Source organism: Streptomyces sp. BR1 (assembly GCF_052373795.1).
Classification (GTDB): domain Bacteria; phylum Actinomycetota; class Actinomycetes; order Streptomycetales; family Streptomycetaceae; genus Streptomyces.
Genome location: NZ_CM126252.1, coordinates 1,972,381 through 1,985,899, shown reverse-complemented (window position 1 = coordinate 1,985,899; position 13,519 = coordinate 1,972,381). Strand labels below are relative to the sequence as shown.

The window sequence follows — 13,519 nt, the reverse complement described above, 5'->3', positions numbered from 1 at the left end:
GAAGAGAATGCCGATGACCGAGCAGGCCTCCGGGGCCCACCATCCGCAGCCGCGGGCCCGTAACGGTGGACACCACGCAGCCCCCGTCGAGCACGTCACGGGTGCGCAGTCCCTCATCCGTTCTCTTGAGGAAGTCGGGGCCGAGACCGTCTTCGGCATTCCGGGCGGCGCGATCCTCCCGGCGTACGACCCGATGATGGACTCCACCCGGGTCCGCCACGTCCTGGTCCGCCACGAGCAGGGCGCGGGCCACGCCGCCACCGGCTACGCGCAGGCCACCGGCAAGGTCGGCGTCTGCATGGCGACCTCCGGCCCGGGCGCCACCAACCTGGTCACGCCGATCGCCGACGCGCACATGGACTCCGTGCCGCTGGTCGCGATCACCGGCCAGGTCTCCTCCAAGGCGATCGGCACCGACGCCTTCCAGGAGGCGGACATCGTCGGTATCACGATGCCCATCACCAAGCACAACTTCCTGGTCACCAAGGCCGAGGACATCCCGCGCACCATCGCCGAGGCGTTCCACATCGCCTCCACCGGCCGCCCGGGTCCGGTCCTGGTCGACATCGCCAAGGACGCCCTCCAGGCGCGTACGACCTTCTCCTGGCCGCCGCACACCGACCTGCCGGGCTACCGGCCGGTCACCAAGCCGCACGCCAAGCAGATCCGCGAGGCCGCCAAGCTGATCGTGGCGGCCAAGCGCCCGGTCCTGTACGTCGGCGGCGGCGTCCTGAAGGCCGGTGCCACGGCCGAGCTGAAGGTCCTCGCGGAGCTCACCGGAGCGCCCGTCACCACCACCCTGATGGCGCTCGGCGCCTTCCCCGACAGCCACCCGCTGCACGTGGGAATGCCCGGCATGCACGGTGCGGTCACCGCCGTCACCGCGCTGCAGAAGTCGGACCTGCTGGTCGCGCTCGGCACCCGCTTCGACGACCGCGTCACCGGCAAGCTGGACAGCTTCGCCCCGTACGCCAAGGTCATCCACGCGGACATCGACCCGGCCGAGATCGGCAAGAACCGCGAGGTCGACGTCCCGATCGTGGGCGACGCGCGCGAGGTCATCGCCGACCTGGTCCAAGCGGTGCAGGCCGAGCACACCGAGGGCCACACCGGCGACTACACCGCCTGGTGGAACGACCTGAACCGGTGGCGCGAGACCTATCCGCTCGGCTACGACCAGCCCGAGGACGGCAGCCTCTCGCCGCAGCAGGTCATCCAGCGCATCGGCGAGCTCGCCCCGGCCGACACCATCTACGCGGCCGGCGTCGGCCAGCACCAGATGTGGGCGGCCCACTTCGTCAACTACGAGCTCCCGGCCACCTGGCTGAACTCCGGCGGCGCCGGAACCATGGGCTACGCGGTCCCGGCCGCGATGGGCGCCAAGGCCGGTATGCCGGACCGCACGGTCTGGGCGATCGACGGCGACGGCTGCTTCCAGATGACCAACCAGGAGCTCACCACCTGTGCGCTCAACAACATCCCGATCAAGGTCGCCATCATCAACAACGGCGCCCTCGGGATGGTCCGCCAGTGGCAGACCCTCTTCTACAACGAGCGCTACTCCAGCACGGTCCTGCACGCCGACGACACGGGCCACGACACCATCGGCTCCCAGGTCGGCGCGTCCACCGCGCCCCGCAAGGGCACCCGCGTCCCCGACTTCGTGAAGCTGTCGGAGGCGATGGGCTGCTACGCGATCCGCTGCGAGCGCCCCGAGGACCTGGACAAGGTCATCGAAGAGGCCAACTCGATCAACGACCGCCCGGTCGTCATCGACTTCATCGTCCACGAGGACGCCCAGGTCTGGCCGATGGTGGCCGCCGGCACCTCCAACGACGAGGTCATGGCCGCGCGCGGCGTCCGCCCCGACTTCGGCGACAACGAAGACTGAGAGAGCAGGAAGACCGCCACCATGTCCACCAAGCACACGCTCTCCGTCCTCGTGGAGAACACCCCCGGCATCCTCGCCCGGATCGCCGCGCTCTTCTCCCGCCGCGGCTTCAACATCGACTCGCTCGCGGTCGGTGTCACCGAACACCCCGACATCTCCCGCATCACCATTGTGGTCAATGTCGAGGACCTGCCCCTGGAGCAGGTGACAAAACAGCTCAACAAGCTGGTCAACGTCCTGAAGATCGTCGAACTCGAGCCCAGCGCTGCGATCCAGCGCGAGCTCGTTCTGGTGAAGGTGCGGGCCGACAACGAAACGCGCTCCCAGATCGTCGAGATCGTCCAGCTGTTCCGCGCCAAGACCGTCGACGTCTCGCCCGAGGCCGTCACCATCGAGGCCACCGGCGGCGCGGACAAGCTGGAGGCGATGCTCAAGATGCTGGAGCAGTTCGGCATCAAGGAGCTCGTCCAGTCCGGCACGATCGCCATAGGGCGCGGCTCGCGCTCGATCACCGACCGCAGCCTGCGGGCCCTGGACCGTACGGCCTGATCCCGCCCCCTCGCGGTGTTCGCATCGCGAGACTTGAAACGTCCCGACGCATCCCCGCCGTACGGTGGGACGCAACACCAGCACACCAAGGAGATATTCCAGTGGCCGAGCTGTTCTACGACGACGACGCCGACCTGTCCATCATCCAGGGCCGCAAGGTCGCGGTGATCGGTTACGGCAGCCAGGGCCACGCCCACGCGCTGTCGCTCCGTGACTCGGGTGTCGACGTCCGCGTCGGTCTGCACGAGGGCTCCAAGTCCAAGGCCAAGGCCGAGGAGCAGGGCCTGCGCGTGGTGACGCCCGCCGAGGCCGCCGCCGAGGCCGACGTCATCATGATCCTGGTCCCGGACCCGATCCAGGCCCAGGTCTACGAGGAGTCCATCAAGGACAACCTGAAGACCGGCGACGCGCTGTTCTTCGGCCACGGCCTCAACATCCGCTTCGGCTTCATCAAGGCCCCCGAGGGTGTCGACGTCTGCATGGTCGCCCCGAAGGGCCCGGGCCACCTGGTCCGCCGTCAGTACGAGGAGGGCCGCGGCGTCCCGTGCATCGCGGCCGTCGAGCAGGACGCGACCGGCAACGGCTTCGCGCTCGCGCTCTCGTACGCCAAGGGCATCGGCGGCACCCGGGCGGGCGTCATCAAGACGACCTTCACCGAGGAGACCGAGACCGACCTGTTCGGCGAGCAGGCCGTGCTCTGCGGCGGTACCTCCGCGCTGGTCAAGGCGGGCTTCGAGACCCTGGTCGAGGCGGGCTACCAGCCGGAGATCGCGTACTTCGAGTGCCTGCACGAGCTGAAGCTCATCGTGGACCTCATGTACGAGGGCGGCCTGGAGAAGATGCGCTGGTCGGTCTCCGAGACCGCCGAGTGGGGCGACTACGTCACCGGCCCCCGCATCATCACCGCCGACACCAAGGCCGAGATGAAGAAGGTCCTCACCGAGATCCAGGACGGCACCTTCGCCAAGAACTGGATGGACGAGTACCACGGCGGTCTGAAGAAGTACAACGAGTACAAGACCCAGGACGAGAACCACCTCCTGGAGACCACCGGCAAGGAGCTGCGCAAGCTCATGAGCTGGGTGAACGACGAGGAGGCGTAAGCCTTCACGGGGGCCGCGGCACTGCGCCGCGGCCCCTTTGTCCATCCCGTCCACCCCCGGACGAGTGGTTTTCCGCCACGGCGGAAATCCCCACCTTGAGCCGCACTACACTGCTGCTCAACACATACGCGTCAGGCCCACAGCGTCGTGCGTCTTCCACGCGGCTTAGCGACACCGGAGAAGAGCAGGCACGTCCCCGCGCCGCCCGGCACGCACTCTCGCCGCACCGGCCGAAGGCCCTAGTAGCTCCGCTACGAGGACCTTCACCCGGCACACCGAGAGCACGCACCGAACGACGCGGGAACGCACCCGCCCTTCCCCGGCGCCGCTCCACCTCCACCGCCTGCGGCCGTCGGGACGGCAGTCCGCAGCATTGGACTTGTGAGGACTCACGTGAGCTCGAAACCTGTCGTACTCATCGCTGAAGAGCTGTCGCCCGCCACCGTCGACGCCCTCGGTCCGGACTTCGAGATCCGGCACTGCAACGGCGCGGACCGCGCCGAACTGCTGCCCGCCATCGCCGAAGTGGACGCGATCCTGATCCGCTCGGCGACCAAGGTCGACGCCGAGGCGATCGCCGCCGCGAAGAAGCTGAAGGTCGTCGCCCGCGCGGGCGTGGGCCTCGACAACGTGGACGTCTCCGCCGCCACCAAGGCCGGCGTGATGGTCGTGAACGCGCCGACCTCCAACATCGTCACCGCCGCCGAGCTCGCCTGCGGTCTGCTCGTGGCCACCGCGCGCAACATCCCGCAGGCCAACACCGCGCTGAAGAACGGCGAGTGGAAGCGGAACAAGTACACCGGCGTCGAGCTGAGCGAGAAGACTCTCGGCGTCGTCGGCCTCGGCCGCATCGGCGTCCTGGTCGCGCAGCGCATGTCGGCCTTCGGCATGAAGATCGTGGCGTACGACCCCTACGTACAGCCCGCGCGGGCCGCGCAGATGGGCGTGAAGCTGCTGACCCTGGACGAGCTCCTTGAGGTCGCGGACTTCATCACCGTGCACCTGCCCAAGACCCCCGAGACGCTCGGCCTGATCGGCGACGAGGCGCTGCACAAGGTGCAGCCGCACGTGCGGATCGTGAACGCGGCGCGCGGCGGGATCGTCGACGAGGCCGCGCTGTTCTCGGCGCTGAAGGAGGGCCGCGTCGCGGGCGCGGGCCTGGACGTGTACGCCAAGGAGCCCTGCACGGACTCCCCGCTCTTCGAGCTCGACCAGGTCGTGTGCACCCCGCACCTGGGCGCCTCCACCGACGAGGCCCAGGAGAAGGCGGGCATCGCGGTCGCCAAGTCCGTACGCCTCGCCCTCGCCGGTGAGCTGGTGCCGGACGCGGTGAACGTCCAGGGCGGCGTCATCGCCGAGGACGTGAAGCCGGGCCTGCCGCTCGCCGAGCGCCTGGGCCGGATCTTCACCGCGCTCGCGGGCGAGGTCGCGGTCCGTCTCGACGTCGAGGTGTACGGCGAGATCACCCAGCACGACGTCAAGGTGCTCGAACTCAGCGCGCTCAAGGGCGTGTTCGAGGACGTGGTGGACGAGACGGTCTCGTACGTCAACGCCCCGCTGTTCGCGCAGGAGCGCGGCGTGGAGGTCCGGCTGACCACGAGCTCGGAGTCCCCGGACCACCGCAATGTGGTCACCGTGCGCGGCACGCTCTCGGACGGCGGCGAGGTCTCGGTCTCCGGCACCCTGGCCGGCCCCAAGCACCTCCAGAAGATCGTGGCCATCGGCGAGTACGACGTGGACCTGGCGCTCGCCGACCACATGGTCGTGCTGCGCTACGAGGACCGCCCCGGCGTCGTCGGCACGGTCGGCCGCGTCCTCGGCGAGGCGGGCCTGAACATCGCGGGTATGCAGGTCGCCCGCGCGTCGGAGGGCGGGGAGGCGCTGGCCGTCCTCACGGTCGACGACACGGTCCCGCAGCCGGTCCTCACCGAACTGGCCGAGGAGATCGGCGCGGCGTCGGCCCGCTCGGTGAACCTGGTCTAGCAGCCCAAGAGGGTTCCCTGCTCGGCCCGTAGACGCTTGTCTTAGACATCCGTCTACGGGCCGAGTACGCTGCCCGTATGGGACACCGTGAAGATCTGCTAGAGGGCGCCAAGCGCTGCCTGCTGGAGAAGGGTTTCGTGCGCACCACCGCGCGCGACATCGTGAAGGAGTCCGGGACCAACCTGGCCTCGATTGGCTACCACTACGGCTCCAAGGACGCCCTGCTCGCGCAGGCGTACGTGGAGATGATCGAGAGGATCGGCGAGGACTTCGACGGCGGGCACGGCGTCGAGCCGACCGGCGCCCCCGGCTCGCTTGAGCGGTTCCAGGAGGTGTGGGCCAACGTCGTCGCGACGATGGACACCGCCCGCCCGATCTGGCTGCTCAGCCTGGAGGTCGTCACCCAGGCCGACCGGATGCCCGGGGTGCGCGAGCACCTGGCGAAGGCGTCCATCGAAGGGCGCTCGGGGCTGATCCCGATGTTCCAGGGCGGCGCCGAGCCCGACCGGGACGACCCGGTGGTCTCCTCGCTCGGCGGGCTCTACCAGGCGCTGCTCAACGGCCTGATGATCCAGTGGGCGTTCGACCCGGACACGGCCACCGACGCCGAGAAGCTGACCGAAGGAATGCGCCTGCTGATCGAGGGCGCCCGCAAGGCGGAGCAGCCCTCACAGTCGTGACGCCCTCACAGTCGTGACGCCCTCACAGGCGTGACGCCTTCAGCGCCATATGGAGCAGCAGCCGGTCCTCCCCGTCGTCGAGGTCGAGCCCGGTGAGCTGCTCGACCCGGGAGAGCCGGTAGTAGAGGGTCTGGCGGTGGATGCCGAGCGCCGCCGCCGTACGCCCCGCCTGGCCCGCGCAGTCGAGGAACACCTCGGCGGTGCGGGCCAGTTCGGTGTGGGCGGGGGAGAGCAGGGCGCGGACCGCCACGTCGTGGGGCGCGGTGTCGGGGAGCGCGGTCAGCAGCCGGTACGGGCCGATGCCGCTCCACTGCGCCACCGGCCCCAGCCGTGCCTCGGCGCGGGCCGCGCGGGCCGCGGCGGTCGCCTCGTGCCAGGAGACGGGGAGCTCGGTGAGTCCCCGGCGGGGGACGGCGATCCCGGCGGCCGCGCCCGGCTCCGCCGAGGCGCGCAGCCGCTCGGCCGCGGTCAGGGCGGGCGCGAGCGCGTCGGCGGACCGCAGCCGCACGAGCGCGGCCAGCGCCTGCGGTACGGCGTCACCCGCGTCCTCGTCCGAAGGGGCATCCCCGTACGCCCCCCACGGCACCACGCACAGCGCCGCCGTGCCCGCCACCGACCGCACCGACGGGGCCTCGCCCGGCCACGGGGTGGTGCAGACCACCGCGTGCAGGCCGTCCGCGTCCGGGCCGAGCGCCGCGCGCAGGGCCGCCATCGCCATGTCGCGCTGCCAGCCCCGGCCCGCCGTCAGGACCGCCCGGAACTCCCGGGAGAGGTCGGCGCCCGCCTGGGCCTCGTCCGCGAGCAGGCCGCCGATCCGGGACGCCACCTCCATCGCGGCCGCGAGCCGGTCCTCGGCCGGGCCCGGGTCGGCGTCGAGCAGCCATACGTAACCGAGCACGATGCCCCGATGGCGCACCGGCAGACAGACGCGGTCGCGGAACACGCCCGCCTCGGGGGCGGCGTGGATGCGCACCGGGCCGGTGGCCCGGGTGATGCCGAACCCCTCGAACCAGGCGCGGACCGCCGGGGTGGAGCGACGGGTGAGGATCGAGCGGGTGCGCACGGGGTCCATGGCCGAGTCGTCGTCGGAGTCGTGCGCGCCGAAGGCGATCAGCTTGAAGTCCCGGTCCTCCAGGGTCGCGGGGGTGCCGAGCAGCGCCGAGATCTCATCGACCAGGTCCTGGTAGTCGCCCTTCACGTCAGACATTCTCGCGCACATCGGCGCTGCCTTCAGACATCTGTCTGAGATGCGGGGCACGGATGCGTGACAGGTGTCGATGGCAGAGGATCGAAACGGTCCCTAGGTTTCACGGTGGTTCTCCGTGCCGTTCCCCATTCGTCGGGTTTCGGCCTCCTGCTACCCCTTTCCATGGAGGTGCCCCGTGCTGGGTCCCGTGATCCTTGCCGCGTCGCGCAGCGACAAGATGCGCCGTTTCATCTCGGCCGCCCCCGGCACCAAGCAGGTCGTCGACCGGTTCATCGCCGGTGAGACGGTCGACCAGGTCGTGCCGATCGTCAAGGACGCCGCCGGCAAGGGCCTGGAGGTCACCCTGGACGTGGTGGGCGAGGACATCACCACGGTCGAGCAGTCGCACGCCGCCCGGGACGCCTACCTGGAGCTCATCGGCCGCCTCAAGGACCTGGACCTGGGCGCCCGCGCCGAGATGTCCGTGAAGCTGTCGATGTTCGGCCAGGCGCTGGAAGGCGGCCACGAGCTCGCCCTCGCCAACGTCCGCCCGGTCGTCGAGGCCGCCGCCGAGATCGGCACCACGGTCACCCTGGACGCCGAGGACCACACCACCCTCGACTCGATGTTCGCCATCCACGAGGAGCTCCGCAAGGACTTCCCGCAGACCGGCTGCGTCATCCAGGCGTACCTCTTCCGCACCGAGGACGACGCGCGCCGTCTGTCGGCCGCCGGCAGCCGGGTCCGGATCGTGAAGGGCGCCTACAAGGAGCCCGCCTCCGTCGCGTACCAGGACAAGGCCGAGATCGACAAGGCGTACGTCCGCATCCTGAAGATCCTGATGGAGGGCGAGGGCTACCCGATGATCGGGTCGCACGACCCGCGCCTGATAGCCATCACCCAGGAGCTCGCGCGGCGCGCCGGGCGCAAACTGGACGAGTACGAGTTCCAGATGCTGTACGGCATCCGCAGCGACGAGCACGTCCGGCTCGCGGCCGAGGGCCACCGGATGCGCGTCTACACGGCGTACGGCACCGACTGGTACGGCTACTTCATGCGCCGCCTCGCGGAGAAGCCCGCCAACCTGCTCTTCTTCGCCCGCTCCATCCTCACCAAGGGCTGAGCCCACCCCTCATAAAGGAGTTCAGAGACTCATGGACGCTGTAACCCAGGTCCCCGCTCCCGTCAACGAGCCGGTGCACGGCTACGCCCCCGGCTCCCCGGAGCGCGCGCGCCTCGAAGCCAAGCTCAAGGAGCTGGCCGAGAACCCCATCGAGCTGCCGATGACGATCAACGGCGAGCGCCGGATGGGCGGCGGCGAGCGCTTCGACGTCGTGCAGCCGCACAACCACAAGGCCGTCATCGGTACGTACGCCAACGCGACGACCCAGGACGCCCAGGACGCGATCGACGCCGCCCTCGCCGCCGCCCCGGCGTGGCGCGCGATGGCCTTCGACGACCGCGCCGCGATCATCCTGCGCGCCGCCGAGCTGCTCGCCGGCCCCTGGCGCGAGACGCTGGCCGCCTCCACGATGCTCGGCCAGTCGAAGACCGCCCAGCAGGCCGAGATCGACACCCCGTGCGAGCTCGTCGACTTCTGGCGCTTCAACGTCCACTACGCCCGGCAGATCCTCGCCGAGCAGCCCCCGGCGAACTCCCCGGGCGTGTGGAACCGTATGGACCACCGTCCGCTGGAAGGTTTCGTCTACGCGATCACGCCGTTCAACTTCACGGCCATCGCGGGCAACCTGCCGACCGCCCCGGCCCTGATGGGCAACGTGGTCGTGTGGAAGCCGTCCCCGACGCAGACCCACGCCGCCGTGCTGCTGATGCAGCTCCTGGAGGAGGCGGGCCTGCCCAAGGGCGTCATCAACCTCGTCACCGGTGACGGCCTGGCGGTCTCCGAGGTCGCGCTGAACCACCGCGACCTCGCGGGCATCCACTTCACGGGTTCGACCAAGACCTTCCAGCACCTGTGGAAGACGGTCGGCACCAACATCGAGAAGTACCGCGCCTACCCGCGCCTGGTCGGCGAGACCGGCGGCAAGGACTTCGTGGTCGCGCACCCCAGCGCCGACCGCGCCGTCCTGAAGACCGCGCTGACCCGTGGCTCCTTCGAGTTCCAGGGCCAGAAGTGCTCGGCGTCGTCGCGTGCGTACGTCCCGGCCTCGATCTGGAACGACGGCTTCAAGGAGGAGTTCGCGGCCGAGGTCGACGGCATCACCATGGGTGACGTCACCGACCTGTCGAACTTCATCGGCGCGGTCATCGACGAGCGCTCGTTCGCCAAGAACAAGGCGGCCATCGACCGTGCGAAGGCCGACGCCTCCTGCACGATCGTCGCGGGCGGCACCTACGACGACTCGGTCGGCTACTTCGTCCGCCCGACCGTCATCGAGTGCTCGGACCCGGCCAACGAGGTCTTCACGACCGAGTACTTCGGCCCGATCCTGGCGATCCACGTCTACGACGACGCGAAGTACGACGAGATGCTGACCCAGATGGAGTCGGTCTCGGACTACGCGCTCACCGGCTCGGTCATCTCGGGCGACCGCGCGGCGGCCGCGTACACGATGGACAAGCTCCGCTACGCCGCGGGCAACTTCTACATCAACGACAAGTCGACCGGCGCCGTCGTCGGCCAGCAGCCCTTCGGCGGCGGCCGCGCGTCCGGCACCAACGACAAGGCGGGCGCGCCGCAGAACCTGATGCGCTGGACGCTGACCCGCGCCATCAAGGAGACCCTGGTGCCTCCGACCGACTACACGTACCCGCACATGGGCTGACGCATAGTCACTTCTGAACCCCGCCCCCGTCCTTGGTCCCCCAACCGAGGACGGGGGCGGTTTCCATTTACGTGCCTGTTGTCAGATTTTCCGGGCCAGGAAGTCGCCGATGAGGGCGCCGATCTGGCGGGCGTGGGTCTCCAGGGCGAAGTGGCCGGTGGGCAGGAGGTGGACCTCCGCCTCCGGCAGGTCGCACTGGAAGGAGAGGGCCCCGGCCGGGACGAAGATCTCGTCGTGCGCGCCCCAGACGGCGAGGACCGGGACCTGGGAGGTGCGGAAGTACTCCTGGAACGCCGGGTAGAGCTCGAAGTTGGACCCGTAGTCGGCGATCAGGTCGAGCTGGATCTCGGCCTGTCCTTCGCGGGCCATGAGGGCGGCGTCGTAGTGGTACGCGTCCGGGCTGACCAGCGACGGGTCCGGAAGCCCGTGCAGATACTGCCACTTGATCCCGTCCAGCGAGCGGATCTCGCGCACCGGCGCCTCGGTCTCCGGGGTGCGCTCCGCGATCAGCGCGAGCGGCGCGGCCCAGGCCTCGCCCAGGCCCTCGGTGTAGGCGTTGCCGTTCTGCGTGACGATCGCGGTGACGCGCTCGGGGTGCTTGAGCGCGAGCCGCAGCCCGATGGGGGCGCCGTAGTCCTGGATGTACAGCGCGTACCGGCCGAGCCCGACCAGCTCCGTGAACTGGTCGGTCAGATCGGCCAGGTTGGCGAAGGTGTAGGCGAACTCCTTGGCCGACGGGGCCGAGGAGTAGCCGAACCCCAGATGGTCGGGGGCGATGACGCGGTAGCGGTCGGCCAGCAGGGGGATCAGATCCCGGAACATGTGCGAACTGGTGGGGAAGCCGTGCAGCAGCAGGATCGCGGGGGCGTCGGGCGCACCGGCCTCCCGGTAGAAGATCTCCTGACCGCCGGCGGCCACGCTCCGGTAGTGGATCTGCCCTGCGTCCATCTCTAACCCCTCATGACGCTATGACTGGTTGCTGTGGTGCGCGTACAGCAAACCGCGCCCACCTCTAACCTGTCAATGCTTCTTAAGGGGTTAGATCTCGATCAGCACCTGATCGAGCGACTTACGGACCAGGTCCGGGACCTGGCAGTCGTCCGCCGGGTATCCGACCGGGATCACCGCGAACGCCTTCTCGTTGACGGGGCGGCCGAGCACCTCGGACAGGAACCGCATCGGGCTCGGGGTGTGGATCAGCGCGGCCAGGCCGCACTGGTGCAGCGCCGACAGGAGCATGCCGACCGCCATCCCGACCGACTCGTCCACGTAGTAGTGCTTGTGCTTGGTGCCGTCCTCGGCCAGCCAGTACCGCTGCTGGAAGACGACGATCAGGGCCGGGGCGTCGGTGAGATGCGCCTTCACCGCGTCGGTGCCCAGCGGGCGCAGCGCGGCCAGCCACTCCTCGCCGAGGCGGCCGTCGTAGGAGCGGCGCTCCTCGTGCTCGGCGGCCTCGCGGATCCGCCGCCGTACCTCGTGGTCGCGGACGAGTACGAAGGTCCAGGGCTGCTGGTGCGCGCCCGACGGGGCGGTCGCGGCGCACGCGATGGCGTCCCGGATCACCTGCTCGGGGACCGGGTCGGTGGAGAACTGCCGTACGGTGCGGCGCCGGTCCATTGTGTCGCGCAGCTCGGCCGCCCGCGCCAGGGATTCGGCGGCGGGCATCCGGTCGGGGCGGTAGGGGACGGGGCGGTAGGGATCGCCGTGGGTGGGCGTCCACCGCTGCTCTGTCGACGGTGACATGCCACCGAGTCTGCGGCACGCCCGCCGGGCACGGTAGATCGTGAACCGGCCTGCCACAGTGGGCGCATGACTGAGTCACAGCACACCGCCCACACCTCGCAGCTCGGCCCGGACGGCCTGCCGAGGATCCGCGCGCTGCTCGACGCGGCCTTCGAGGGCGACTTCAGCGACGAGGACTGGGACCACGGTCTCGGCGGTGTCCACTCCTTCCTCGACGACGAGTCGGGGCTCGCCGCGCACGGCAGCGTCGTCATGCGCCGGGTGCTGCACGGCGGCCGCTCGTACCGCATCGGCTATGTCGAGGCCGTCGCCGTGCGCGCGGACCGCCGCCGCCAGGGGCTCGGCGGGCGGGTCATGGCCGCCCTTGAGCATGTGATCGACGAGGCGTACGAGTTCGGCGCGCTCTCGGCGTCCGACGACGGCGTGGCGCTCTACCGGGCGCGCGGCTGGCAGGTCTGGGAGGGGCGGATCGAGGTGCTGAGCCCGGACGGGGTGGTGCGGCTCGCCGAGGAGGAGGGCAGCACGTACGTCCGCGCGGCGGGCGGCCGTCCGCTGCCCGACCCCGCGCAGCCGCTGATCTTCGACTGGCGCGACGGCGACGTGCTGTGACGGTGGGGCGGCAGTGCAGACCCCCGTGCCGTACCGTCGCCCCGCCCGCCTCGTCACCCCGTATCTCTGTATCGCCGTTACAGAACCCCCGCGTCCCGTGCCGTCCACACCGACGGGTACAGCGGGCGGAAGCCCAGCTCGTCCCGGATCCGCAGGGTCGACACGATCGTGTAGAACGGGTCCGGGTCGGTGCGCTCGGCCAGCTCCGGCGGCACCTCCACCCCGTTGAGCTGGTGCAGCTCGACCGCGGTCACCGGGCTGTCGTCCGCGATGTTGTACTTGCGGCCCGCGACACCGGGTGCGTACAGCAGTCGCGTCAACCCCTGGGCCACGTCCGCGTGATGGACCATCGGCAGCCGCTGGTGCCCGGCCCACTGGGACGCCCAGTGGATCGACGCCGCCAGATGCGGGTCGCCCTCGCCGTAGACGAAGGCGAGCGCGCCGATGCGTACGTCGAGGCCGTGGTCGCGGTGGAGCGCGAGCAGCGCGGCCTCGGCCGCCGCCTTGGACTCCGAGTACGGGCCCCACAGCGGGCCGCCGGGCAGCGGCTCGTCGTCCTCGGTCAGCGGACGCCCGCGCCCGCGCCCGTACGCGAGGTTCGAGGACACCTGGACGAACCGGCTCACCCCGGCCTCCAGCGCGGACCGGCCGAGCGCGACGGCCGCCTCGCCGTTGACCGCCCGGTTCTCCTCCTCCGGCACATTCCGGTAGGCGACCGCCAGGTTCACCACCGCGTCGACCCCGGCCAGCGCCTTGCGCACCGACTCCGTGTCCCGTACGTCACCGACCGCCACCTCGTGGGCGCCGAGCGCGTGGCCACGGGCTTCGTCGCGCACCAGGACGCGCACCACGTCGGACCGCTGCAACAGCCTCGGCACATACCGCCGACCGACCTGGCCCGTCGCGCCCGTCACCAGAATCCGCATTTTCGTCCGCTCCTCTCGGTTGCCTGACCCAAGGCTGGCGCGAGGTGGCCGGGGGCGGGAGGG

Annotated in this window: 12 protein-coding genes; 8 read left to right on the top strand and 4 right to left on the bottom strand. The window is 70.2% G+C overall.

Annotated elements, in window-relative coordinates:
• Positions 1–7: 7 nt before the first annotated feature.
• The 5 genes from ACT1U9_RS08230 (at position 8) to ACT1U9_RS08210 (ending at position 6,206) form a co-directional block, all read left to right on the top strand.
• Positions 8–1,891 carry an acetolactate synthase large subunit gene (locus tag ACT1U9_RS08230; protein WP_444537696.1) on the top strand — a complete coding sequence of 628 codons (1,884 nt, stop codon included), beginning with the start codon at positions 8–10 and terminating at the stop codon, positions 1,889–1,891.
• 21 nt (positions 1,892–1,912) lie between these two features.
• Positions 1,913–2,440 (top strand): acetolactate synthase small subunit, encoded by a 528-nt coding sequence (ilvN, locus tag ACT1U9_RS08225; RefSeq protein ID WP_067164603.1) that lies wholly within the window; start codon positions 1,913–1,915, stop codon positions 2,438–2,440.
• Between the two features lie 101 nt (positions 2,441–2,541).
• On the top strand, positions 2,542–3,543 hold the full coding sequence (gene ilvC / locus ACT1U9_RS08220) for a ketol-acid reductoisomerase (RefSeq protein WP_444537695.1): 1,002 nt from the start codon (positions 2,542–2,544) through the stop codon (positions 3,541–3,543).
• Positions 3,544–3,936: 393 nt separating this feature from the next.
• Positions 3,937–5,526 (top strand): phosphoglycerate dehydrogenase, encoded by a 1,590-nt coding sequence (serA, locus tag ACT1U9_RS08215; protein ID WP_444537694.1) that lies wholly within the window; start codon positions 3,937–3,939, stop codon positions 5,524–5,526.
• Positions 5,527–5,603: 77 nt separating this feature from the next.
• Positions 5,604–6,206, top strand: coding sequence for a TetR/AcrR family transcriptional regulator (locus ACT1U9_RS08210; protein ID WP_444537693.1), 603 nt, complete (start codon positions 5,604–5,606; stop codon positions 6,204–6,206).
• A 22-nt stretch (positions 6,207–6,228) separates the two neighbouring features.
• Here ACT1U9_RS08210 and ACT1U9_RS08205 read toward each other — a convergent pair whose 3' ends face one another.
• Entirely contained in the window at positions 6,229–7,404 is a 1,176-nt protein-coding gene (locus ACT1U9_RS08205; protein ID WP_444539041.1) for a PucR family transcriptional regulator, read from the bottom strand.
• Positions 7,405–7,588: 184 nt separating this feature from the next.
• On the opposite strand from ACT1U9_RS08205, the gene ACT1U9_RS08200 reads away from it, so the two are divergent.
• Both ACT1U9_RS08200 and pruA read left to right on the top strand, forming a co-directional pair.
• On the top strand, positions 7,589–8,515 hold the full coding sequence (locus tag ACT1U9_RS08200; protein ID WP_188275605.1) for a proline dehydrogenase family protein: 927 nt from the start codon (positions 7,589–7,591) through the stop codon (positions 8,513–8,515).
• A gap of 31 nt (positions 8,516–8,546) precedes the next feature.
• Positions 8,547–10,178, top strand: a complete 1,632-nt coding sequence (gene pruA / locus ACT1U9_RS08195; protein WP_444537692.1) for an L-glutamate gamma-semialdehyde dehydrogenase — start codon at positions 8,547–8,549, stop codon at positions 10,176–10,178.
• 81 nt (positions 10,179–10,259) lie between these two features.
• On the opposite strand, the gene ACT1U9_RS08190 is transcribed toward pruA, so the two are convergent.
• Together ACT1U9_RS08190 and ACT1U9_RS08185 are read right to left on the bottom strand one after the other, a co-directional pair.
• Entirely contained in the window at positions 10,260–11,126 is an 867-nt protein-coding gene (locus tag ACT1U9_RS08190; protein ID WP_444537691.1) for an alpha/beta fold hydrolase, read from the bottom strand.
• 90 nt (positions 11,127–11,216) lie between these two features.
• Positions 11,217–11,921 carry a nitroreductase family protein gene (locus ACT1U9_RS08185; protein WP_444537690.1) on the bottom strand — a complete coding sequence of 235 codons (705 nt, stop codon included), beginning with the start codon at positions 11,919–11,921 and terminating at the stop codon, positions 11,217–11,219.
• 66 nt (positions 11,922–11,987) lie between these two features.
• On the opposite strand from ACT1U9_RS08185, the gene ACT1U9_RS08180 reads away from it, so the two are divergent.
• Entirely contained in the window at positions 11,988–12,530 is a 543-nt protein-coding gene (locus ACT1U9_RS08180; RefSeq protein WP_444537689.1) for a GNAT family N-acetyltransferase, read from the top strand.
• 77 nt (positions 12,531–12,607) lie between these two features.
• On the opposite strand, the gene ACT1U9_RS08175 is transcribed toward ACT1U9_RS08180, so the two are convergent.
• Positions 12,608–13,456: an NAD-dependent epimerase/dehydratase family protein gene (locus tag ACT1U9_RS08175; RefSeq protein ID WP_444537688.1), complete on the bottom strand. Its 849-nt coding sequence runs from the start codon at positions 13,454–13,456 to the stop codon at positions 12,608–12,610.
• Between the last annotated feature and the right edge of the window lie 63 nt (positions 13,457–13,519).

Coding starts and splice junctions, on each gene's coding strand:
- ACT1U9_RS08175 (WP_444537688.1), bottom strand. CDS start 13,456: ATGCGGATTCTGGTGACGGGCGCGACGGGCCAGGTCGGTCGGCGGTAT.
- pruA (WP_444537692.1), top strand. CDS start 8,547: ATGGACGCTGTAACCCAGGTCCCCGCTCCCGTCAACGAGCCGGTGCAC.
- ACT1U9_RS08185 (WP_444537690.1), bottom strand. CDS start 11,921: ATGTCACCGTCGACAGAGCAGCGGTGGACGCCCACCCACGGCGATCCC.
- ilvN (WP_067164603.1), top strand. CDS start 1,913: ATGTCCACCAAGCACACGCTCTCCGTCCTCGTGGAGAACACCCCCGGC.
- ACT1U9_RS08180 (WP_444537689.1), top strand. CDS start 11,988: ATGACTGAGTCACAGCACACCGCCCACACCTCGCAGCTCGGCCCGGAC.
- ACT1U9_RS08230 (WP_444537696.1), top strand. CDS start 8: ATGCCGATGACCGAGCAGGCCTCCGGGGCCCACCATCCGCAGCCGCGG.
- ACT1U9_RS08210 (WP_444537693.1), top strand. CDS start 5,604: ATGGGACACCGTGAAGATCTGCTAGAGGGCGCCAAGCGCTGCCTGCTG.
- ACT1U9_RS08190 (WP_444537691.1), bottom strand. CDS start 11,126: ATGGACGCAGGGCAGATCCACTACCGGAGCGTGGCCGCCGGCGGTCAG.